Origin of the sequence: Streptomyces sp. NPDC090499 (assembly GCF_044769305.1) — a bacterium.
Lineage (GTDB): Bacteria > Actinomycetota > Actinomycetes > Streptomycetales > Streptomycetaceae > Streptomyces.
Window position 1 is genome coordinate 391774 of the sequence record NZ_JBIVXP010000009.1, and the last position, 20302, is coordinate 412075.

Sequence of the window (20302 nt, forward strand, 5' to 3'; positions counted from 1 at the left end):
CTACGTATAGGGAAACCTCATTCTCCAGAGTTGTGCAGGATCGCGCTCCAGGGGGCCACGTGGATTTCGAGCTGACCGAGCAGCAGGAGGACATCCGCACGGGCGTCCGCGAGCTGGCCGCCTCCTTCGGCCCCGAGTACTGGGCCCGGCAGGACGAACGGGGCGAGTTCCCCTGGAGCTTCTACGACGCCTTCGCCAAGGCCGGCTGGCTCGGGATCGCGGTCCCCGAGGAGTACGGCGGCGGCGGACTCGGCGTCCTGGAGGCCGCACTGCTGCTGGAGGAGGTGGCCGCCTCAGGAGCCGGCATGAACGGGTGCAGCACCATGCACCTGACCATCTTCGGCCTCAACGTCCTGGCCCGGCACGGCAGCGAGCAGCTCCGCCGCGAGGTCCTCCCGCACGCCGCCACCGGAGACCTGCACGTCTGCTTCGGCGTCACCGAACCCGACGCCGGCACGGACACCACCAGCATCTCCACCGTCGCCCGCCGTGACGGCGGCCACTACGTCATCGACGGCCGCAAGATCTGGATCACCAAGGCGGGCGACAGCCAGAAGATGGTTCTCCTCGCCCGTACGACCCCACGCGACCAGGTCGACAAGCCCACCAAGGGCATCTCGGTCTTCCTGGTCGACGTCGACCGTACGGCGATGGACATCCGGCCGATCCCCAAGATGGGCCGCAACGCCGTCGCCTCCAACGAGATCTTCATCGACGGCCTGCGGGTCCCGGCGAGCGCCCGGATCGGCGAGGAGGGCGAAGGCTTCCGCTACCTCCTCGACGGCCTCAACCCCGAGCGCATCCTGCTCGCCCACGAGGCGCTCGGCCTGGGCCGGGCGGCCCTGGACGCGGCCACCCGGTACGCAACGGAACGGATCGTCTTCGGCCGTCCCATCGGCCAGAACCAGGGCATCGCCTTCCCGCTCGCGGAAGCCCTGACCCGCCTCGACGCCGCCCGCCTGATGGCCCGCAACGCCGCCTGGCGCTACGACCGGGGGCTGGAGTGCGGCCGCGAGGCCAACATGGCCAAGTTCCTGTGCGCCGACGCCGGATTCCAGGCCGCCGACCGGGCGGTGCAGACGCTGGGCGGTATGGGGTACGCCCGTGAGTACCACGTCGAGCGGTACTTCCGTGAGGCACGGCTGCTGCGGCTCGCGCCGATCAGCCAGGAGATGGTGCTCAACTACGTCTCCCAGCACGTGCTGGGGCTGCCCAGGTCGTACTGACCCGGGCAGCGCCGAACCGGTGAACCGCCGCTCGGGGCCCCGAGCGCGAAGGAAGCTTTCTTCAGGCCGCCTTCACAGCGCTTTCAGGCCTCGCGGCTCGGATCGCACAGCACCATGACCGCGCGGGCGACGAGTTCGCCGGCGCCGCCGAGTTCCTGGCGGTAGCGGCCCGTGATGCCCCGTACGGTCTCCGCGAAGGCCGGGTCGGCGGCGCGGGCGCGGGCCGGGGGCGGGAGTTCCTGGGCCATCGCGCGGCGGCGGGCGAGGAGCGCGATGATCTCGTCGTCGAGGCGCTCGAGCCGGGCCAGTGACAGATCCGCCGTCGGGTCCGCGGTGCGGTGCGTCGTCACGAGAGATCTCCGTTCTCCAGGGCGGGAACCCGGTCGCGGTTCCCGTCGGCCTTCATCGCAGTCGGTCCTTCATCACCTTGCCCGTGGCGTTGAGCGGCAACTCCTCGCGGAACTCGACGGACCGCGGCACCTTGAACCCGGCCATGCGCTCGCGGCTCCAGGCGATCAGCTCCGCCTCGGTCACCGGCCCGTGCCGCACCACGAACGCCTTGCCGACCTGCCCCATGCGCGGGTCCGGCACGCCGATCACCGCGACCTGTGCCACGGCCGGGTGCCGCAGCAGGAAGCCCTCGATCTCCGCCGGGTAGGCGTTGAAGCCGCCGACCAGGAACATGTCCTTCTTGCGGCCCACGATCCTCAGGTGCCCCCGGCCGTCCAGGGTCCCGAGGTCGCCGGTGTGCAGCCAGCCGTCCTCGTCCACGGCCTCGGCGGTCGCCGCCGGGTCGTCGAGGTATCCGCGCATCACGCTGTAACCGCGCACCAGCACCTCGCCGTCACCGGCGACGCGGATCTCCACGCCGTCGCAGGGGGTGCCGACGGTGGTCGCGATGTCCTCGAAGGAGTCGCCGGGGCGGGAGGCGGTCACCGTGCCGGCCTCCGAGAGGCCGTAGCCCGTCATGATCGAGCGGAAGGGGAGTTCCTCGCTGATCCGGCGGATGAGTTCGACGGGGATGTCGGCCGCGCCGGTGACGGCGCAGCGCAGGGAGGACAGGTCCCGGCCGCCCTTCGCCCGGGCCTCCAGGAGGGAGTGGTAGAGGGTCGGCGGGCCCGGCAGCATCGTCACGCGTTCCCGCTCGACCAGGTCGAGCACCCGCTCCACGTCGAAGACCGGTACGGGCAGGATCGTGGCGCCGCGGATCAGGGAGGCGACGCAGCCCGCCTTGTAGCCGAAGATGTGGAAGAACGGATTGACGATCAGGTAGCGGTCGCCCGCGCGCAGGTCGGCGAGGTCGCACCACTCCTCGTACAGGCGCAGCGTCTGGGCGTGGGTCATCAGGACGCCCTTGGGGCGGCCCGTCGTCCCCGAGGTGAACACGATGTCCGCCACGTCGTCACCGCCGACGTGCCGTTCGAGGGGCGAACCGCCGTCCAGGAAGCCGGACTTGAGGTCGAGCACCGGCACGCCGGGCGGTCCGGTGAACTCCAGCCCCAGGAAGCCCTGTTGGACCAGTACGGCCTTGGCGCGGCTACGGACGACGATGTCGTGTGCCTCGGCTGCCTTGAACCGGGTGTTGACCGGGACGAGCACCCCGCCGGCGGTCAGCAGCCCGAACGCGGCCACGATCCACTCGGCGGAGTTGGGCGCCCAGATCGCCACCCGGTCGCCCCTGCCGACCCCCAGCGCGGCGAAGGCCCCTGCTGCCACCCGTACCCGCTCGGCGAGCTGGGCGAAGGTGAGGCGCAGCGGTCCGTCCACGACCGCCTCGGCGTCACCGAAGCGGTCGGCCGCGCTCAGCACCATCCGGGGGATGGTCTCCCACCTCACGAGAGAAGCCCTCTCCTGCTCACGCCGGGATCAGCCGGGACAGGTTGCCGCCCATGATCTTCGCCTGGTCGGCCGCGCCGAGCCCCTGGATGGCGTCCACGTAGGAGGTCGGCTGGGCCAGGCCCTCCGGATGCGGGTAGTCCGAGCCGAACAGCACCCGGTCGACGCCGATGAGGTCGACCAGCTCGCCGAGGTTCTCCTCGTAGAACGGGCTGACGTGGATGCTGTCCTTGACGGCCTGCACCGGGTCGCCGAGGAACTGCTCCGGCATCTTCTTGTGGACGTCGGCGAGTTGGTCGAGCAGCGGAGCCACCCAGGACGAGCCGTTCTCGATGAGGGCGATCTTCAGCTCGGGGAAGCGGAACAGCGCGCCGTGGCAGACCCAGGAGGCCACCGCGTCCTGGATCGGCCGCCACTCGTTCACCTGGCGGAAGGCGTTCGACTTGAACGGCAGCATCTCGGCGGAGGTGCCCTCCCAGTCGTTGGCGTACCGGGAGTACCCGCTGTCGGAGGAGTGCATCGCGACCAGCACACCGGTCTCCACGACCCGCTTCCAGAACGGGTCGAACTCCTCCATCGCGAAGGAGCGCGAGCCGCCGTACCCGGGCACCGGGGCGGGCCGGACGAGAATCGCCCTCGCGCCGCGCTCCACGGCCCAGTCGAGCTCCGCGATCGCCTTCTCCACGATCGGGAGGGTGATCACGGGGGTGGTGAAGATGCGGTCCTTGTAGTTGAAGGACCAGGTCGCGTGCAGCCACTCGTTGAGCGAGTGGATGACGGCGTGGATGAGCTCCGGGTGGTGCCGCATCCGCTCCTCGATCAGGCTCGCCAGCGTCGGGAACATCAGCGTGCGCTGCACCCCGAGTTCGTCGAGCAGCTCAAGGCGCGGGCCGGGTTCCCGGTAGGCGGGGATCGAGCGCATCGGCTCCCCGAAGATCTCCCGGCGGGACTTGCCGTCCGGGTTGCCGATCCGGAAGTACTCCTCCATCGCGCCGGGCCGGGCGACCACCTCGAAGGTGGGGTTCGGGATGTACTCGCTGATCTGGCCGAGGATCGCGATCTTCGTACGGCCGCGGACCTGCACGTACTCGATCGCTCCCGCGTACTGCTTGGGGAGGAACCGGGTCAGCGCCTCCTCGGTCTCGTACAGGTGGTTGTCCGCGTCGAAGAGCGGATACGGCAGCGCACGCGACGACATGAGACCCTCCTTTGCGATTTGAGAGAATGTTATTCTCTTCAGGTGCCTACGGCAATGTCCTGACGGAGCCGGAACTTCTGCACCTTGCCGCTCGCCGTCCGCGGGAACTCCGCCACCTCGTGCAGCTCCTCCGGCCACTTCTGCCGGGCCAGCCCCGCCCGCTCGAAGTGCACCCGCATCGCGTCGAGTCCGGGCAGCGGGTGTCCGGGCAGCATCCGCAGGAACCCGGCCGCGTGTTCGCCGAGCCGGGCGTCGGGTGCGGCGACCACCGCGGCCTCCGCGACCCCGGGCATGGCGAGGAGGACCTCCTCGACCTCCAGCGCGCTGATGTTCTCGCCGCCCCGGATGATCAGGTCCGCCTTCCGGCCGGTGATCGTGAGGTACCCGTCCTCGTCCAGCTCGCCGAGGTCACCGGTCCGGTACCAGCCGTCCTCGTCGAACGCCCGCGCCGTCAGGGCCGGATCGGTGTAGCCGAGGCACAGGTCCGGGCCCCGGCTGAGGATCTCGCCGTCCTCGGCCAGCCGGATCTCGACGCCCGGCAGCGCGGTGCCGTCCGTGAACAGCCGCTTGGGCTCCGGCGCGTCGTGCCGGGACGAGGTGATCGAGGGATGCTCGGTGCTGCCGTACGCCCGGAACACCCGGATCCCGAGGCCGGCCAGCCGGGTGGTGACGGCCGCCGGCACGGACGAGCCGCCGAGCCCCGCGTACCGCAGGTACCGCAGGTGCTCCGCGGTGAAGTCCGGGTGGTCGAGGAGGCTGGTCACGTAGTACGGCGCCCCGCCCCCGATGTGCAACTGGTGGTCCCGCATCAGCCGCAGGGCCCCGGCCGGGTCCCAGACGTCGGTGAGATGCACGGGGGTGCCGTCCAGGACGGGGATCAGGAACGCGTTGACCATGCCGATGAAGTGACCCACCGGAGCGGCGGTGAGCTGGCGGCCGCGGTCCGGCGGGTAGCTCGCGGCGAGCTGGCGGGTCTCGTGGCCCAGGGTCCGGTGACTGTGCACGACGCCCTTCGGGTCGCGGGTCGTACCGGAGGTGAAGGCGATCAGGGCGGGGGCGGCCGGGTCCGCCGGAAGCGGCTGAGTGAGCGGCTCGTCGCCGAGCAGCGTGTCGAAGTCGCGGCCCACCACGCCGACCACCGGCACGTCCGCGCACACGTCTGGCCGGAACTCCAGCCGCCCGAACCGCTCGGCGGTGACGAAGACGCGCGGCCGGACGGCGTCGAGGATGTAGCCGACCTCCTTGCGCCCGTAGAAGTGCACGATCGGCACCACCGCCGCCCCGAGGAGCGCCGAGGCCCAGAACACCGCGGCGGCCTCCATCCAGTTGGGCAGCTGGAAGGCCACCGCGTCGCCCGGCCCCACACCCCGCTCCCGCAACCCGCCCGCCAGCCGCCGCGCCACCGCTTCGACGTCCCGGAAGGTGCCCGCCCAGGGGCGGACGGCCGAGTGCACCCGGAACTCGGTGTCCGGCGCCGCCGCCAGACCCCGGGTCAGCAGGTCACCGACCGTCTCCCCGGTCCACCAGCCCTCGGCTGCGTAACGCTCGGTCAACTCGGCGGGGATCTCTCGCATCTGCGGCTACCTCCACTGCGACGGGCGGCTCTTCGAGGTGTCGGGCTTGCGGCGCTAAGCGGCGCATACGTTATTCTCGCAATTGGAGAATGCCAATATCGTCAGAGGGGAATCACGTGATCGACCTCGCACGGGACGACGACGGCCTGGCCGTCCTCACGATCGACCGCCCCCATGCCCGCAACGCCATCTCGCTCGCCACGATGGACGAGCTGGAGAAGGCGCTGGACGCGGCAGCCGGCGTGCGGGCGTTGGTGATCACGGGAGCGGGGGACCGGGCGTTCGTCTCCGGGGGAGACCTCAAGGAACTCGCCGCGATCCGCACCGAGGAGGACGCGGCGGCCATGGCCTGGCGGATGCGCGGCCTCTGCGACCGCATCGCCGGCTTTCCCGCGCCCGTCGTCGCCGCGCTCAACGGCCACGCGCTGGGCGGCGGGGCCGAGGTCGCCGTCGCCGCCGACATCCGGATCGCCGCCGACGGCATCAGGGTCGGCTTCACCCAGGTGACCCTCGCGATCATGCCCGCCTGGGGCGGCGCCGAGCGGCTCGCCGCCCTGGTCGGCCGTGGCCGGGCCCTGCTGCTCGCGGGCACCGGCGCGGTCCTCGACGCCACCGAGGCGGAGCGGGTCGGCCTGGTGGACCGGGTGGTGCCGCGCGCCTCCTTCGAGACGGAATGGCGTTCTGTGGCGCGTGCCCTCGCCACCGGTCCCGGCGCCGAGATCAAACGCGTGCTGGACGAGGGCACTTCGGCGGACGACGCGGTGCGCGCCTTCGCCCGGCTGTGGGCCGCGGACGCGCACTGGGAGGCCGCGGACCGGGCGCTGAACCGCCGGAAGTGACCTGCCCGGCCCGGCCTCGGGCGTCCCGTCACTCAGGTGTTGCGGCCCCCGTTCACCCCGATCACCTGCCCGGTGATGTACCCGGCCTCCTCGGACACCAGGAACGAGCACGCGGCCGCGATGTCCTCGGGGCGCCCCGGACGCCGTACCGGTGTCAGCTCCGCGTGGTGGTCCACCGAACCGCCCAGCAGCCCGCGTTCCTCGGAGGCCCGCAGCATCGGGGTGTCGATGAAGCCGGGCGGGATGGTGTTCACCGTGATGCCGGCCGGACCCAGCTCCAGCGCCAGGGACTTGGTGAATCCGACGAGACCGGCCTTCGAGGCGACGTAGTGCGCCATGTACGGCTGCCCCGAATGCGTGCTCGACGACGAGATGTTCACGATCCGCCCCCAGCCGGTCTCCTTCATGTCGGGCACGACCGCCTGGCAGAGGTAGAAGGGGCCGTTGAGGTTCACGGCCATGATCCGGTCCCAGGTCTCGTCGGTGATCTTCAGGAAGGGGCCGAACCCGCTGACGCCCGCGTTGTTGACCAGCACCAGCACCGGCCCGCCCAGCGCGTCCCGGACCCGCTGCACCGCGTCGTTCACCTGCGCCCGGTCGGACACGTCGACGCCCCCGAAGGCGACCGCCTCGTGGCCCTTCTGCCGTGCCTCCTCGGCGACCTGCTCGGCCGCCTCGGCGTTGAGGTCGAGTACGGCCGTGGCGAAGCCGTCCTCGGCGAGCCGGTGGGCGATGGCGCGGCCGATACCCGAGCCGCCGCCCGTGACGAGCGCCGTGCGTCGCTCGCTCATACGACCGCCTCCTCGCCGAGCAGGGATGTGCGGTGCATCAGCCGGGAGGAGGCGGGGCCGTAGGGCAGCGCCCGGTGCAGCATCCCGGTGTTGTCCCAGACGACGAGGTCGCCCTGGCGCCAGCGGTGGCGCAGGGTGAACCGCGGCCGGGTCGCCCAGTTCAGGAGCCGGTCCAGCAGCCTGCGGCCCTCGTCCGGCGGCCGGCCGGTCACCTCGCCCGCGGTCGCCCCGATCAGCAGTGACCTGCGGCCGTTGCGCCGGGTCCACACCAGGGGGTGCTCCCGGGCCGGGTTGCGGTCCCAGGCCGCCCGCTCCTTCGGCGACGGGTCCGGTGTCACCAGAAGCTGCGAGGCGGCGAAGCTGTGCACGACGCGCAGGCCGTCCAGTTCCCTCCGCTCCGCCTCCGGCAACGCCGCGTACGCGGCGAAGGTGTTGGCGAACTCGGTGTCGCCTTCGCCGTCCCCCGACACCTGCCGTGCCGTCAGAAGCGTCGCCTTGCCGGGAATTCGCTGCGTCGTGCCGTCGATGTGCCAGAAGAAGGTGGACTCGCGGTAGGCGGCCAGCGGGCTCTTCGCCGGGTCCCGGGTGATCCGCTGGATCTCGCGGTGCGTCGGATGGCCGCCCATCGGCAGCGGGACGACCTCGCCGAGCAGCCGGCCGAACGCGACCAGATCGTCGTCGTCGATGTCGGCCTCGCGGTAGATCACCACCCCGCGCCGCTCCAGCGCGGCCAGGCATTCCTCCGCGACACCCCGGTCGACCAGCCGGTTCCCGGAGAGGCCGGTGATCTCCACACCGGTGGTGGGGGTGAGTTCGGTGACGGTGACGGGCATGTGGGTGCGGCCCTTCCTTTGTTGCGGCAAGCTTCGTTGCGGCAAGGTGAGTCCCGATGCGCGAGAGCAAGCTCTCTGCCCGTGCCGGCAGGAGCAGTCGAGGGGGCTACGTCACCGCCCCCGCCGCCTTCAGCGCCAGAATCCGCTCCCAGTCCAGGCCCAGCTCCAGCAGGACCTCCTCGGTCTGGGCCGCGAACTCCGGGGCAGGGCTCAGCCGGGGTGCGGTCACGTCGAACTGCACGGGATTCGCGGCGAGTTCGAGCTCCCCGGCCCGCACGAGATACTCGTTCGCGCGGACCTGCGCGTCCGAACCGACCTGCAGCGAGTCCTGCACGGGCGCCCACGGCCCGGCCAGCGTCGCGAAGCGCTCGGTCCACTCGGCGAGCGTGCCCGTGGCGATCACCTCGCGCAGGATCCCGACGGCCTCCGTCGTGTGCGCCGCGATCAGTTCGGCGCTCGCGAACCGCGGATCCTCCGCCAGCTCGGGCCGGCCGATGTGTCGGCACACGTCCGCCCAGAACTTCCCCGGCTGCATCATCACGAACGCCAGGCAGCGGTCGTCGGCCGTGCGGTACAGCCCCGACAGCGGGTTGGTGGGGGAGCCGTGCGCCCCGGTGGGCGGCGCGACCATCGGCCGGTCGAGACGGAGCGACAGGGCGATCCCGTGTCCCAGGGCCCACACCCCGCTGCCCAGCAACGAGACGTCCACGACGGACGGTTCGCCCGTGCGCTCGCGCTTCAACAGGGCGGCGGCGATGCCCCCGGCGAGGTTCGTGCCCGAGATGGTGTCCCCGTAGGCCGGGCCGGGCGGCGGAACCATGCCGGGCGTACCGGGCGGTGTGAGGCTGGCCGCCGTACCGGCGCGGGCCCAGAACGCGGTCATGTCGTACCCGCCCTTGTCCGCCTCCCCGCCGCGCGGGCCGAGCGCGCTGCCCCGGGCGTAGACGATCCGCGGGTTGACCTCGCGGACGTCCTCGACGTCGATGCCGAACCTCCGCCGCGCCGACGGCAGGAAGCTGGTCAGGAACACGTCCGCGCGCCGGGCCAGTTCGTACAGCACCTCCCGGCCCTCGGGCCGAGCCATGTCCAGGCCGATGCTGCGCTTGCCCCGGTTGGCGTGCTCGATGTTCGGGTTGGGGTCGCCCTCCACCTTGAAGGCGCCGGTCTGCCGCAGTCCGCGCTGCGGATCCCCGTTGACCGCGTGCTCGACCTTGACCACGTCCGCGCCCCAGTCGGCGAGCACGGCCCCGGCGGACGGGACGAACCCGTACATCGCCACTTCCAGCACCCGTATCCCGGCCAGCGGGCCGTCGCCGCTCATCCGGCCACTTCCCCGCAGGTCCTGCGCTCCATGAACTCCTCCAGACCGTGGACGCGACCACCACCGGTGGAAATTGGGTTCTCGATTTTGAGAACCATACCGGGGAACGGCTGGAAGGTCACCACCCCGGAATCGTGCCGCTGCTTCTGTCGCGCTGTGACACAAATTCGTTACTCGGGACTTCCGGGTGCCCTTCGGTGAAAGTATGGTTCTCGCATCCGGGAGGGGGATTCTTGCTGTCGGGGTCCGTGTGGTCCGCGTCCGCGTCGTCCGCGTCGTCGACGCACAGGTCAGCGGCGGCGGCCCGCCGTAGGACAACCACGGAAGAAGGGACACCGCCCATGGGACGAGTCGAGGGCAAAGTCGCGTTCATCACCGGCGCGGCGCGCGGTCAGGGCCGCAGCCACGCCGTGCGCCTGGCCGAGGAGGGCGCCGACATCATCGCGGTGGACATCTGCCGCGACTTCGAGACGGTCCGCTACCCGATGGCCACCCCCGAGGACCTCAAGGAGACCGTCCGCCTGGTCGAGGAACAGGGCCGGCGCATCGTCGCCCGCCAGGCGGACGTCCGGGACACCGCCCAGTTGCGCGAGGCGCTGGCAGCGGGCCTGGAGCGGCTCGGCGGTCTGGACATCGTGGTGGCCCAGGCCGGCATCGCCCCGCTGCGCGGCGAACCCAAGATGCAGGCCTGGTGCGACGCCGTCGACGTCGACCTGATCGGCACCATCAACACCATCCAGATCTGCCTGCCGCACCTGCGCGAGGGCGCCTCCGTCATCGCCACCGGATCGACCGCCGCCCTGATGGACCACGGCATCGTGCAGACCCCGGGGTCCAACCCGGGCGGCGCAGGCTACGCGTTCGCCAAGCGGGCCCTGTCCGAGTACGTCCACGAACTCGCCCGCAACCTCGCCCCGTTGGGGCAGCGCGCCAACGTCCTGCACCCCACCAACGTCGACACGCACATGCTGCAGAACGAGTCGATGTACGAGTCCTTCCGGCCCGACCTCGCCCACCCCACCCGCGAGGACGCCGAGCCGTCCTTCGCCGTGCAGCAGGCCATGCCGATCCCGTACGTCGAACCCCGCGACATCAGCAACGCCCTGCTCTTCCTCGCCTCCGACGAGGCCCGCTACATCACCGGCACCCAGCTGCGGGTGGACGCGGGCGGCTACCTCAAGTGGTACGACTGGCGCCGCTGAACCCACCAACCCCCATGTCACCAGGGAGATTTAGCGTGAAGGTCCGGGTCGATCCGGAGCGCTGCCAGGGCCATACGCTCTGCGCGATGATCGCTCCGAAGGCATTCCAGCTCGACGACATCGACGGCCACTCCTCGGCCGTGAGCGAAGAGGTCCCGGCCGACCAGGAGGAGCAGGTCCGGGAAGCCGCGCACTCCTGTCCCGAACGGGCCATCCAGCTCTCCTGAGCGGGCCGACTTCCCCGAACCCAAGGACAAGGACAGAGCCATGAGCGAGGCCGGCACCGACGACGAACGCAAGGCTCACCGGGTGCACTTCGACCGGCACACCCCCGAGTACCGCACCCGGTTCGAGGACATCACCCACGAACTGCACGGCACGTGCCCCATCGCCTGGACCGACACCCACGGCGGCCACTGGGTCGCCAGCGGCAACCGCGAGGTCTTCGAACTGGCCCGGTCCGCCGAGTTCCTCTCCAACGACCACGACGTCAAGGGCGAACGCCGAGGCTACAAGGGCATCACCATCCCCTCGCCGCCGCGCGCCCGCGAAGTGCAGGGCGGATTCCTGGAGATGGACCCGCCCGAGCAGCGCCACTACCGCCAGACCCTCAACCCCTACCTCTCCCCGGCCGCCGTCGCCCGCTGGATCCCCTTCGTCGACGAGGTCGTCCGCGCCTGCCTCGACGAGCGGATCGAGGAGGGCAGCATCGACTTCGTCGACGACCTCGCCAACATCGTCCCCGCCGTCCTCACCCTCGCGATGATGGGCATCCCGCTGACGGACTGGACGGTCTACAACGAACCCGCCCACGCCTCCGTCTACACCCCGCCCGACTCCCCGGACATGCCCCGCGTGGCGGAGATGAGCCGGCACATGGGCATGGCGCTGTACACGTCCATCCTGGACGTCCGGCAGCACCCCCGGCCCGGCCTGATCGACGCCCTCGTCCACGCGGACATCAACGGCAGCACCCCGCCCGACGAGGAACTGGTCGGCGTCCTCGCCCTGCTCATCGGCGGCGGCTTCGACACCACGACCGCGCTCACCGCGCACGCCCTGGAATGGCTGTCCGAGCATCCCGCTGAGCGGGACCGGCTCAGCCGCGAGCGGGCAACCCTGCTGGACTCGGCGACCGAGGAGTTCCTGCGCTACTTCGCCCCGGCCCCGGGCGACGGCCGTACGATCTCCGCCGACTGCGAGATCGCCGGCCAGCGGTTCGAGGAGGGTGAACGCCTGTGGCTGTCCTGGGCGATGGCCAATCGCGACCCCGCCGTCTTCGCCGACCCCGACCGGGTCCACCTGGACCGCAAGGGCAACCGGCACAGCAGCTTCGGCCTCGGCATCCACCGCTGCATCGGCTCCAACGTCGCCCGCACGGTGTTCAAGCGGATGGCGACGGCCGTGCTCGACCGGATGCCGGACTACCGCTGCGACGCCGACGGCACCGTCCACTACGAGACCATCGGCATCATCCAGGGCATGCGCCACCTCCCGGCGGCCTTCACCCCCGGCAAGCGCCTCGGCCCCTCCCTCGACGAGACACTGGCGAAGCTCCAGCAGCTCTGCGACGAACAGCGCCTCGCCGAACCGGTGACCGTACGCCCGGACCGGGCGGCCAGGACCGCGGACTGAAGGGGAGCCACCCAGTGACCGCATCCTCGGGGCGCCCGCTTCCCCACCTCACCGACCAGAACGCGTTCTTCTGGACCTCGGGGGCGGACGGCCGGCTGCGGATCCAGGAGTGCACCTCCTGCACCGCCCTGATCCACCCGCCGCAGCCCGTCTGCCGGTACTGCCACGCACAGGAGATGGGCGTCCGCACCGTCTCCGGCCGCGCCACCCTCATCGGCTTCACCGTCAGCCACCGCTTCACCCTCCCCGGCCTGCCGGCGCCGTACGTCGTCGCCCAGGTCGCGCTCGAAGAGGACCCCCGGATCCGGCTCACCACCAACGCCGTCGAGTGCGACCCCGCCGAACTCGCCCTCGGCATGCGGATGGAGGCCGTCTTCGAGCGCGCCGGGGAGGACGTGTGGCTGCCGCTCTTCCGGCCGGCGGCGGGGCAGGGGGAACCCGGGCCGCTGCCCACGGACGAGACCGAGCCGGGCTCAGTGGTATGTCACATACGACCCATGCGGTCCCCGGACAAGTTCGAGGACAAGGTCGCCCTCACCGGCATCGGCGCCTCCCCGCTCGGCCGCCGGCTGATGGTCCCCCCGCTCTCCCTCACCGTCCAGGCCTGCCAGGCCGCCATCGCCGACGCCGGCCTCACCCTCGACGACATCGACGGCCTCGCCACCTACCCCGGCGCCGGACCCTACGGCGGCTTCGCCGAGGGCGGCGTCACCGCACTGGAGTCCGCCCTCGGCATCCGCCCCACCTGGCACCACGGCGGCGGCGAGACCTTCGGCCCCGGCGGCTCCCTGATCTCCGCGATGCTCGCGATCGCCGGCGGCCTGGCCCGGCACGTGCTCTGCTTCCGCACCCTCTGGGAGGCCAGCCACGCCCAACTGCTGAGGCGGGGCCGGATCCCTCTGTTCGGCGGCGCCGACCCCGGCTGGCTCAGGCCCTTCGGCGCCACCTCCGCCGCACACACCCTCGCCCAGAACGCCCAGCGCCACATGCACCGTTACGGCACCACCCGCGAGACCCTCGGCTGGATCGCCCTCAACCAGCGCGCCAACGCCGCCCTCAACACGACCGCCATCTACCGCGACCCGATGACGATGGACGACTACCTCCAGGCCCGCCCCATCACCACCCCGTTCGGCCTCTACGACTGCGACGTCCCCTGCGACGGAGCCGTGGCCGTGATCGTCTCCGCCGTCGACACCGCACCCGACCTCGCCAGACCGCCCGTCCGCGTCGAGGCCGTCGGCACCCAGATCACCGAACGCCTGGAGTGGGACCAGAGCACGCTCACCCACGAACCCCAGACCCTCGGCCAGTCCGCCCACCTGTGGACCCGCACCACCCTGCGCCCCGCCGACGTCGACGTGGCCGAGCTGTACGACGGCTTCACCTTCAACTGCCTCTCCTGGATAGAGGCGTTGGGGTTCTGCGGCATCGGCGAGGCCAAGGACTTCCTGGACGGCGGCAAGAACATCGCCCGCGACGGCGTGCTGCCCCTCAACACCCACGGCGGCCAGCTCTCGCACGGCCGCACCCACGGCCTGGGCCTCGTCCACGAGGCGGTCGTCCAGCTGCGCGGCGACGGCGGCGCACGCCAGGTGCCCGGCGCCCGGGTGGCGGTGGTCAGCTCCGGCGGCCTGACACCCAGCGGGGTCCTGCTGCTCAGGACGGACACGTGACCGACAACCACCCGGACGTGGTGCCCGGCACCGTGGACGTCGACGGCATCTCCCTGTCATACCGGGCGAGTTGGGTACGGCAGCCGCGGGCCGTCGTCCTCGCCCTGCACGGCGGCGGCACCGACTCGGCCTACTTCGACTGCCCCGGCCACCCGAGACTCTCCCTGCTGCGAACCGGCGCCGCCCTCGGCTTCACCGTCGTCGCCCTCGACCGGCCCGGCTACGGCGCCTCCCTGCCGCACGCCCACCGGCTCACCGACCCGGCCCGCCGCGTCGACCTCGCCCACACCGCCCTCGACCACCTGCTCGCCTCCCGCCCGGCCGGCGCGGGCGTGTTCCTCGCGGCCCACTCCGCGGGCAGCGAACTCGCGGTGCGGATGGCCGCCGACGAACGCGGACGGCACCTGCTCGGCCTGGAGATCGCCGGCACCGGACGCCACCACCACCCCCGCTCGGTGGGCTTCCTCGAACGGGGCGACGAGGACCTGCGGCGCGCCCGCGCCCGGCTGCGGGAAGCGCTCTGGGGCACCGGCCACCTTTACCCGCCGGACGTCGTCGGCGGCGCCGGCATCGCGGCCGCCTCACCCGCCTACGAGTCCGCCGCCCGCGGCTGGCGCCACGAGTTCCCGGAACTGGCGGCTCGGGTGCGCATCCCCGTGCACTTCACCCTGGGCGACCACGAGGAGGTGTGGAGCTCCGGCCCCGCCGCCCTCGCCGACATCGCCGCCCTCTTCACGGCAGCACCTCGCGTGCGCGTCGACGAACAGCCCGACGCCGGGCACAATCTGAGCCTCGGTCACTCCGCCCGGGCCTATCACCTGAGAGTGCTGTCGTTCGCCGAGGAGTGCGCCGTGACCCGGGAGGCGGGCCTCGCCGCACCCCCACGACAAGGGAGAGCGGGATGAACCACACCGATGCCGTCGCACTGCTGCTGCGCCTGGTCCTGGGCGTCGTCATGATCGCGCACGGCCTCAACCACTGGCGCGGCGGCGGCCGCATCGCGGGCACCGCCCGCTGGTTCACCGGCCTGGGACTCACCCACGGCACCCTCCAGGCCTGGCTCAGCGTGGCCACCGAGACAGGCGCCGGGCTTCTCCTGCTGGCAGGCCTCCTCACCCCGCTGGCCTGCGCGGCCGTCATCTCGGTGATGCTGGTGGCGGGCCTGCTCGCACACCGGCCCAACGGCTTCTTCGTCTTCAAAGAGGGCTACGAGTACGTCCTCACCCTCGCCGTCGTCGCCCTCGCGCTGGCCGCGCTGGGCCCCGGCAGCGCCTCCCTGGACGCCGCGGCCGGCCTCGACCGGGACGGCTGGACGGGCGCCGCCATCGCCCTCGGCGTGGCCGTGCTCGCCACCGCCGGTCTGCTCGCCGCCTTCTGGCGCCCCCGGCCCGCCCCGGAACCGGCGCCCACCCCCGAACCCCTTGAGCAGGAGGCCGGCTGATGCGCGTCGGATTCATCGGACTCGGCAGCCAGGGCGCCCCGATGGCGCGCAGGATCGTCGACGCCGGACACGAGACGACCCTCTGGGCCCGCCGCCCCGCCGCCCTCCTCCCCTTCGCGGACACCCCGGCCCGGCGCGCCGCCTCCCCGGCGGACCTGGCCGCCGCCAGCGACCTGGTCTGTGTCTGCGTCGTCGACGACGCGGACGTCGAGGAGGTCCTCACCGGCGAGCACGGCGTCCTCGCCGGGCTGCGCAGGGGCGGGGTGGTCGCCGTGCACAGCACCGTCCACCCCGACACCTGCCGTCGCCTCGCCGACCGCGCCCGCACCCACGGCGTCACGCTGATCGACGCCCCGGTCAGCGGCGGCGGCCCGGCGGCGGCCGAGGGACGGCTGGTGCTGATGGCGGGCGGCGAGCCCGGCACGGTCGCCTACTGCCGCCCGGTGTTCGCGACCTACGCCGACCCGGTCGTCCACATGGGCCCGCTGGGCACCGGCCAGCTGGCGAAACTCCTCAACAACGTACTCTTCACCGCCAACCTGGGCACCGCCGCCGACACCCTCGCCCTCGGCCGGGACCTCGCCATCGCCCCCGCCGCCCTCGCCCGGGTCCTCGCCCACGGCAGCGCGGGCGGCTTCGCCCTCGACCGGGTCGCGGCGGCCGGCGGCACCCTGGACCGGTTCGCCGGCCATGCCGGGCCGCTGCTCCGCAAGGACGTCCGCCTGCTCACCGACGTCACCCACGCCGCCGGTGCCGAACCCGACATCGTCCTGACGGCCGCCGGTGCCGCCCTCGCCCGGATGGGGACAACAGAGCACAGCCGACGGCCGGTTCAGGACCGGCGATAGCGGACCCGCCCCCCGACAAGAGTCAGCCGCACCAGGTCGGCCGACGGATCCGACAGGGCCTCGGCCAGCGGCACGGCGAGCAGCACGAGATCGGCGGGCACGCCCGGCACCAGCCGTGACGGAGGCGCACCGGGGGAGTGGTGCGGTGCGAGGTACGCAGCCAACGCCTCGCCCGCGGTGAGACGTTCGGCGGGGTTCGCGCTCCGCCCGCCGGGGACCCGGCGCGTGGTGGCCGCCCGGATCACGGACCAGGGGTCGAGCGGCCCGTACGGGGCGTCGCTCGACAGCGCCAGCGGGACACCGGCGCGCAGGAACGAGGCACAGCGGTACAGGTCGGTGTGCTCGTGCGGCGGGGTGGCGTCGAGGAAGTCGTCGCCGCGGTCGGCGAGGAAGCCCGGCTGGGTGACCACGCTCAGCCCGAGGCGTCGTACGACGGGCACGGCTTCCGCCGGAACCACGGCCGCGTGCTCGACCCGGTCACCGGGCAGCACCCCGGCCTCGTCCAGCGCGGCGAGGAGCAGGGCGAGGGAGACGGCCGTGACCGTGTGCGCGGCGACGGGACGGCCCCGCCGGTGTGCGGCGGCTATCTCCTCGGCCAGCACCGTGAAGTCCGGCAGCCCCGAGTCCGCGAGGACGATCTTCCAGGGGCCGGGCTCCGGGCGGGCCGTCGGCGGAGTGCCGAGCGGCGCCCCGAGCAGCAGCAGCCGTTGGGGCAGGCGCCCGCTGCGCGCCTCCTCGGCGAGTCTGCCGACGGAGCCGGGAGACAGGCGCGGGGTCGCGTCGGTGACCGCCGTGATGCCGTAACCGGCGAGCCGGCGGCCCACCTCCGCCAGGGACGGCGCGGGAGCCTCGGGCAGCCGTGCCCGCAGCCAGTCGTCGGCCCGCCACAACCGCCCCGTCGGCCGTCCGGCGGCGTCGCGTTCGATACCGGGGTGGCGTCCGTGCGCCAGTCCTACCCGTTCACCGGCCAGGGAGTTGAGTACCCACAGCGCACCGCTGCGGTGCTGCACCCGCACCGGGACATCCGCGCGCAGTGCGTCGAGCCCGGCGGCGCCGAGCGGACCGGCGACCCGTTCGTCGTAGCCGACGCCCCGGACCCAGCCGTGCCGGTCCGGATCGGCACGGTGCAGCGCGGCCCGCAGCGCCGGGCGGTCGCGGACGTCCGGCGGACCGCACCGTACGGACGAGACCGCCGCCGCCAGCGCGAACAGGTGCAGGTGATGGTCGGTCAGACCGGGCAGCAGGGCACCGCCCGCCGCGTCGATCTCCTCCTCACCAGGAGCCCGCACCGCCACCGCGCAGAGTTCCTCGACCCGGCCGCCCCGGACGCGCACGGAGCACCGCCGTCCGCCGACCTCCGCGTCCCGGATCAGCAGCCCGCTCACGGCACCCGGATCCCCAGCTCGCGCAGCACGTCGGCGGTGTCGGCGCCGCTCGCCGGAGCGGTGGCGGCCGGACGGCGCGGACGCGGCGCGGACAGCGGAAACGTCGTGCCCCCGGTGTCCACCAGCCAGCCGCCGCCATGCCCGACCACGCGCGCCTCACCCGCGCCCGGCACGGACAGGCAGGCGGTCACCACGTCCGCCATCGACACCTCCCGCACCGCGCCGCCGCCTCCCGGCTGTTCGGACAGGGCGAGCGCGGCGGCGAGCAGCCCGGTGAGCGGGTCGGCCACGGCGTCACCCGCGAACACGGGCAGTCCCTGCGCGTCCGTCCCGAGGAGCCCGCGGGCGGCGGCCACGTCGTCGCCGAAGCCGACCCGGCCCGCGGCCCGCCCGTACGCCGTGATCGAGATCCAGGTGCAGCCGCGGGCCGCCGCCGCCTCGGCGTCGAGCCCGAACCCCGCCAGAGCCCGGGGCCGGGAGGCCTCGACGACCACGTCCGCCCGGCCGACCAGCTCGTGCAGGGCGGCCCGGCCGCGCGCGTCCGCCGGGTCGAGGACGACCGAGGCATGCCCCGCGTGCAGCAGGTCGTAGAAGGCGGGATCGCCGAAGCGGGCCCCGTCCGGGCGCGTCGGCGTCTCCACCTTGACCACCCTGGCCCCCGCCGTACCCAGCAGATGCGCGCACAGCGGGCCCGCCCACAGCGCGCTGAAGTCGACCACCAGCAGCCCCGCCCCGGCGCGCGGTGTGCCGGGCAGCGGGCAGGTGCGGCCGGGCCGGGGCCGGACCGCACCGCCCGCGAGACCGAGGAGTGCCACCCGCTCGTCCAGGTCGGCGCCGTCGTGCGCGGCGACCCAGTCGGCGAGCCGTCCCGGCAGCGCCCCGGCATCGAGGTCCCGGCCGATCAGCGCGCTCCACAGCAGGGGGTCGTCCGGACGCGCGTCGGACACGGCAGCCCAGCCGTCCCGGGTGGGCAGCAGCCGGCAACTCCCGCCCACCGACAGGCGACCTTGCCGGCCACGCCCGTTGAGCGCGGCCCGTTCGCCGAGCAGCCGGGCCCCGTCGAACCGTGCCCCACCGGCCGCGGCGACACGGTCGGCCAGCCAGGCCGCGAAGGTGGCCGCCGCACCGGGAGGCAGCAGCGGCGGCCCGTCGGCGTGACCGGTCAGCAGGGGGACACCGCTGCGGGCCCAGTCCTCCGCGACACGGGCGGGGTCGGGGTCGGCGTCGGTGTCGGCCACGATGCGGGCGAGGTTGGCGTCGCTGTCGCTGTCGCTGTCGCTGTCGCTGTCGGGCCAGGGAGGCGTCGGCCGCGTCGCGTCGGACCCTGTCGTACTGCCGGATGCCCCGTCGGCCATGCGGGGATGGTAGATCAGAGAGGTGCCTGCGACCACAGCGATCTCCCTCACCGAACTCGCGGCCGGGGCGGCGGACGCCGACCTCCTTGACGCGCACGCCGAGCCGTCCCGGCCGCTGACGGTCGTCGACCTGGACCCGGCGACCACGCCCACCGCTGCCGACCTGGAGCGGGCCGTCCGCCGGGCCCGGGACAGCGAACGGCTGCTCGTCGGCCGCACCGAACGGTCAGAACCCGCCTGTCCCGAAGCCCTGTTGAGCGCGCTGGACCTCACCCTGGTACGGGCTCCCCGCGACCGCCTCGGCGCGACCGACGCCGCCGGGCACCCGGCCACGGTCGCGGTCACCGACCCGGCCGCCGAGGCGGAGTTCCTGCGCGCACGGGCGGCGGAACAACCGCAGGCCGCCCTGGTGCTGCGCCAAGTACTCGCCATGACCGGACAGTTGCCGGTGGCGCAGGCACTCGACCTGGAGTCGCTGGCGTACTCGACGCTGCTCGGCGGTGCCGGGTTCGCCGGATGGCTCGCGGCCCGCGGGCCACGGCCAGGGCCGCCGCCCGCGACACACGACCCCGTGACGGCGCGCCGCGCGGGCGACCTCCTGCGGATCACGCTCGACCGGCCCGAGCGGCGCAACGCGCACGGCGCGGAGCTGCGGGACGCCCTGGTCGCGGCCCTCGACATCGCCGTCCGGGACGACACCGTGCGCGAGGTGCTACTGGACGGCAACGGTCCCTGTTTCAGCTCCGGCGGAGACCTGGACGAGTTCGGCACCGCCGTGGACCTCGCGGCCGCGCACCTGATCCGCACCCGTGCCGGGGCGGCGGCCCGCCTGCACGCCCTCGGCGACCGGCTCACCGCACGGATCCACGGGACCTGTGTCGGCGCGGGCATCGAACTCCCGTCCTTCGCCGCCCGGATCGTGGCCGCCCCCGGCACCACCGTCCGGCTGCCCGAACTGGCCATGGGCCTGATCCCCGGCGCCGGCGGCACGGTCGGCATCCCGCGCCGCATCGGCCGCCGGCGCACCCTGTACCTGGTCCTCGACGGCCGGGCCGTCCCCGCCGAACGCGCCCTGGCCTGGGGGCTGGTGGACCGGATCGAGGAGTGAGGCGGGGGCGGGCGCGGCGGCACCGCGGAGCGGC

Annotated in this window: 19 protein-coding genes; 10 read left to right on the forward strand and 9 right to left on the reverse strand. The window is 73.1% G+C overall.

Annotated features, from left to right (window positions below):
* Positions 1 to 59 precede the first annotated feature (59 nt).
* Entirely contained in the window at positions 60 to 1226 is a 1167-nt protein-coding gene (locus tag ACIQVL_RS31450) for an acyl-CoA dehydrogenase family protein (RefSeq protein WP_403477025.1), read from the forward strand.
* A gap of 83 nt (positions 1227 to 1309) precedes the next feature.
* Here ACIQVL_RS31450 and ACIQVL_RS31455 read toward each other — a convergent pair whose 3' ends face one another.
* From ACIQVL_RS31455 to ACIQVL_RS31470, 4 genes are read right to left on the reverse strand one after another with little or no spacing between them, the layout of a single operon-like run.
* The gene (locus ACIQVL_RS31455; RefSeq protein ID WP_403438598.1) at positions 1310 to 1576 is read right to left on the reverse strand and encodes a hypothetical protein; all 267 of its coding nucleotides are present in this window, start codon (positions 1574 to 1576) and stop codon (positions 1310 to 1312) included.
* A 52-nt stretch (positions 1577 to 1628) separates the two neighbouring features.
* A complete protein-coding gene (locus ACIQVL_RS31460; RefSeq protein ID WP_403477026.1) occupies positions 1629 to 3062 on the reverse strand; it encodes a FadD3 family acyl-CoA ligase in 1434 nt (477 codons plus the stop codon).
* A gap of 19 nt (positions 3063 to 3081) precedes the next feature.
* A complete protein-coding gene (locus ACIQVL_RS31465; protein WP_403438593.1) occupies positions 3082 to 4260 on the reverse strand; it encodes an amidohydrolase family protein in 1179 nt (392 codons plus the stop codon).
* A 38-nt stretch (positions 4261 to 4298) separates the two neighbouring features.
* Positions 4299 to 5834 carry an AMP-binding protein gene (locus tag ACIQVL_RS31470; RefSeq protein ID WP_403477027.1) on the reverse strand — a complete coding sequence of 512 codons (1536 nt, stop codon included), beginning with the start codon at positions 5832 to 5834 and terminating at the stop codon, positions 4299 to 4301.
* A gap of 116 nt (positions 5835 to 5950) precedes the next feature.
* Between ACIQVL_RS31470 and ACIQVL_RS31475 the strand changes: the two genes are divergently transcribed.
* A complete protein-coding gene (locus ACIQVL_RS31475) occupies positions 5951 to 6673 on the forward strand; it encodes an enoyl-CoA hydratase/isomerase family protein (RefSeq protein WP_403477028.1) in 723 nt (240 codons plus the stop codon).
* A gap of 32 nt (positions 6674 to 6705) precedes the next feature.
* Here the strand turns inward: ACIQVL_RS31475 and ACIQVL_RS31480 are convergent, their stop codons facing one another.
* From ACIQVL_RS31480 to ACIQVL_RS31490, 3 genes are all read right to left on the reverse strand, one after another.
* Positions 6706 to 7464 carry an SDR family NAD(P)-dependent oxidoreductase gene (locus tag ACIQVL_RS31480; protein ID WP_403477029.1) on the reverse strand — a complete coding sequence of 253 codons (759 nt, stop codon included), beginning with the start codon at positions 7462 to 7464 and terminating at the stop codon, positions 6706 to 6708.
* Entirely contained in the window at positions 7461 to 8297 is an 837-nt protein-coding gene (locus tag ACIQVL_RS31485; RefSeq protein WP_403477030.1) for a TauD/TfdA dioxygenase family protein, read from the reverse strand. Before ACIQVL_RS31485 ends, ACIQVL_RS31480 begins: the two co-directional genes overlap by 4 nt.
* Positions 8298 to 8403: 106 nt before the next feature.
* On the reverse strand, positions 8404 to 9618 hold the full coding sequence (locus tag ACIQVL_RS31490) for a CaiB/BaiF CoA transferase family protein (protein ID WP_403477031.1): 1215 nt from the start codon (positions 9616 to 9618) through the stop codon (positions 8404 to 8406).
* A gap of 341 nt (positions 9619 to 9959) precedes the next feature.
* Between ACIQVL_RS31490 and ACIQVL_RS31495 the strand changes: the two genes are divergently transcribed.
* Genes ACIQVL_RS31495 through ACIQVL_RS31525 form a run of 7 tightly spaced genes read left to right on the forward strand, consistent with a single transcriptional unit; the run spans position 9960 to position 16420 of the window.
* Positions 9960 to 10820, forward strand: a complete 861-nt coding sequence (locus ACIQVL_RS31495; RefSeq protein ID WP_362599395.1) for a mycofactocin-coupled SDR family oxidoreductase — start codon at positions 9960 to 9962, stop codon at positions 10818 to 10820.
* A 14-nt stretch (positions 10821 to 10834) separates the two neighbouring features.
* Positions 10835 to 11047, forward strand: coding sequence for a ferredoxin (locus ACIQVL_RS31500; protein ID WP_403477032.1), 213 nt, complete (start codon positions 10835 to 10837; stop codon positions 11045 to 11047).
* Positions 11048 to 11087: 40 nt separating this feature from the next.
* Positions 11088 to 12455, forward strand: a complete 1368-nt coding sequence (locus ACIQVL_RS31505) for a cytochrome P450 (protein WP_403477033.1) — start codon at positions 11088 to 11090, stop codon at positions 12453 to 12455.
* Positions 12456 to 12469: 14 nt separating this feature from the next.
* On the forward strand, positions 12470 to 14131 hold the full coding sequence (locus ACIQVL_RS31510; protein ID WP_403477034.1) for a thiolase C-terminal domain-containing protein: 1662 nt from the start codon (positions 12470 to 12472) through the stop codon (positions 14129 to 14131).
* Positions 14128 to 15036: an alpha/beta hydrolase gene (locus ACIQVL_RS31515; protein WP_403438569.1), complete on the forward strand. Its 909-nt coding sequence runs from the start codon at positions 14128 to 14130 to the stop codon at positions 15034 to 15036. The genes ACIQVL_RS31510 and ACIQVL_RS31515 overlap by 4 nt, the downstream gene beginning before the upstream one ends.
* Positions 15033 to 15572, forward strand: a complete 540-nt coding sequence (locus ACIQVL_RS31520) for a DoxX family protein (RefSeq protein ID WP_403438567.1) — start codon at positions 15033 to 15035, stop codon at positions 15570 to 15572. The genes ACIQVL_RS31515 and ACIQVL_RS31520 overlap by 4 nt, the downstream gene beginning before the upstream one ends.
* Positions 15572 to 16420 carry an NAD(P)-dependent oxidoreductase gene (locus ACIQVL_RS31525; protein WP_403438565.1) on the forward strand — a complete coding sequence of 283 codons (849 nt, stop codon included), beginning with the start codon at positions 15572 to 15574 and terminating at the stop codon, positions 16418 to 16420. The genes ACIQVL_RS31520 and ACIQVL_RS31525 overlap by 1 nt, the downstream gene beginning before the upstream one ends.
* Here the strand turns inward: ACIQVL_RS31525 and ACIQVL_RS31530 are convergent.
* The gene (locus tag ACIQVL_RS31530) at positions 16405 to 17805 is read right to left on the reverse strand and encodes an amidohydrolase family protein (RefSeq protein WP_403477035.1); all 1401 of its coding nucleotides are present in this window, start codon (positions 17803 to 17805) and stop codon (positions 16405 to 16407) included. The genes ACIQVL_RS31525 and ACIQVL_RS31530 overlap by 16 nt on opposite strands.
* A complete protein-coding gene (locus tag ACIQVL_RS31535) occupies positions 17802 to 19160 on the reverse strand; it encodes a CoA transferase (protein WP_403477036.1) in 1359 nt (452 codons plus the stop codon). Before ACIQVL_RS31535 ends, ACIQVL_RS31530 begins: the two co-directional genes overlap by 4 nt.
* Positions 19161 to 19182: 22 nt before the next feature.
* On the opposite strand from ACIQVL_RS31535, the gene ACIQVL_RS31540 reads away from it, so the two are divergent.
* Positions 19183 to 20268 carry an enoyl-CoA hydratase/isomerase family protein gene (locus ACIQVL_RS31540; RefSeq protein ID WP_403477037.1) on the forward strand — a complete coding sequence of 362 codons (1086 nt, stop codon included), beginning with the start codon at positions 19183 to 19185 and terminating at the stop codon, positions 20266 to 20268.
* Positions 20269 to 20302: the final 34 nt, after the last annotated feature.

Excerpts from the sequence above, each read along its gene's own strand:
- ACIQVL_RS31505 (WP_403477033.1), top strand. The coding sequence starts at position 11,088 with ATGAGCGAGGCCGGCACCGACGACGAACGCAAGGCTCACCGGGTGCAC.
- ACIQVL_RS31500 (WP_403477032.1), top strand. The coding sequence starts at position 10,835 with ATGTCACCAGGGAGATTTAGCGTGAAGGTCCGGGTCGATCCGGAGCGC.
- ACIQVL_RS31480 (WP_403477029.1), bottom strand. The coding sequence starts at position 7,464 with ATGAGCGAGCGACGCACGGCGCTCGTCACGGGCGGCGGCTCGGGTATC.
- ACIQVL_RS31465 (WP_403438593.1), bottom strand. The coding sequence starts at position 4,260 with ATGTCGTCGCGTGCGCTGCCGTATCCGCTCTTCGACGCGGACAACCAC.
- ACIQVL_RS31535 (WP_403477036.1), bottom strand. The coding sequence starts at position 19,160 with ATGGCCGACGGGGCATCCGGCAGTACGACAGGGTCCGACGCGACGCGG.
- ACIQVL_RS31485 (WP_403477030.1), bottom strand. The coding sequence starts at position 8,297 with ATGCCCGTCACCGTCACCGAACTCACCCCCACCACCGGTGTGGAGATC.
- ACIQVL_RS31520 (WP_403438567.1), top strand. The coding sequence starts at position 15,033 with ATGAACCACACCGATGCCGTCGCACTGCTGCTGCGCCTGGTCCTGGGC.
- ACIQVL_RS31525 (WP_403438565.1), top strand. The coding sequence starts at position 15,572 with ATGCGCGTCGGATTCATCGGACTCGGCAGCCAGGGCGCCCCGATGGCG.
- ACIQVL_RS31495 (WP_362599395.1), top strand. The coding sequence starts at position 9,960 with ATGGGACGAGTCGAGGGCAAAGTCGCGTTCATCACCGGCGCGGCGCGC.
- ACIQVL_RS31470 (WP_403477027.1), bottom strand. The coding sequence starts at position 5,834 with ATGCGAGAGATCCCCGCCGAGTTGACCGAGCGTTACGCAGCCGAGGGC.
- ACIQVL_RS31490 (WP_403477031.1), bottom strand. The coding sequence starts at position 9,618 with ATGAGCGGCGACGGCCCGCTGGCCGGGATACGGGTGCTGGAAGTGGCG.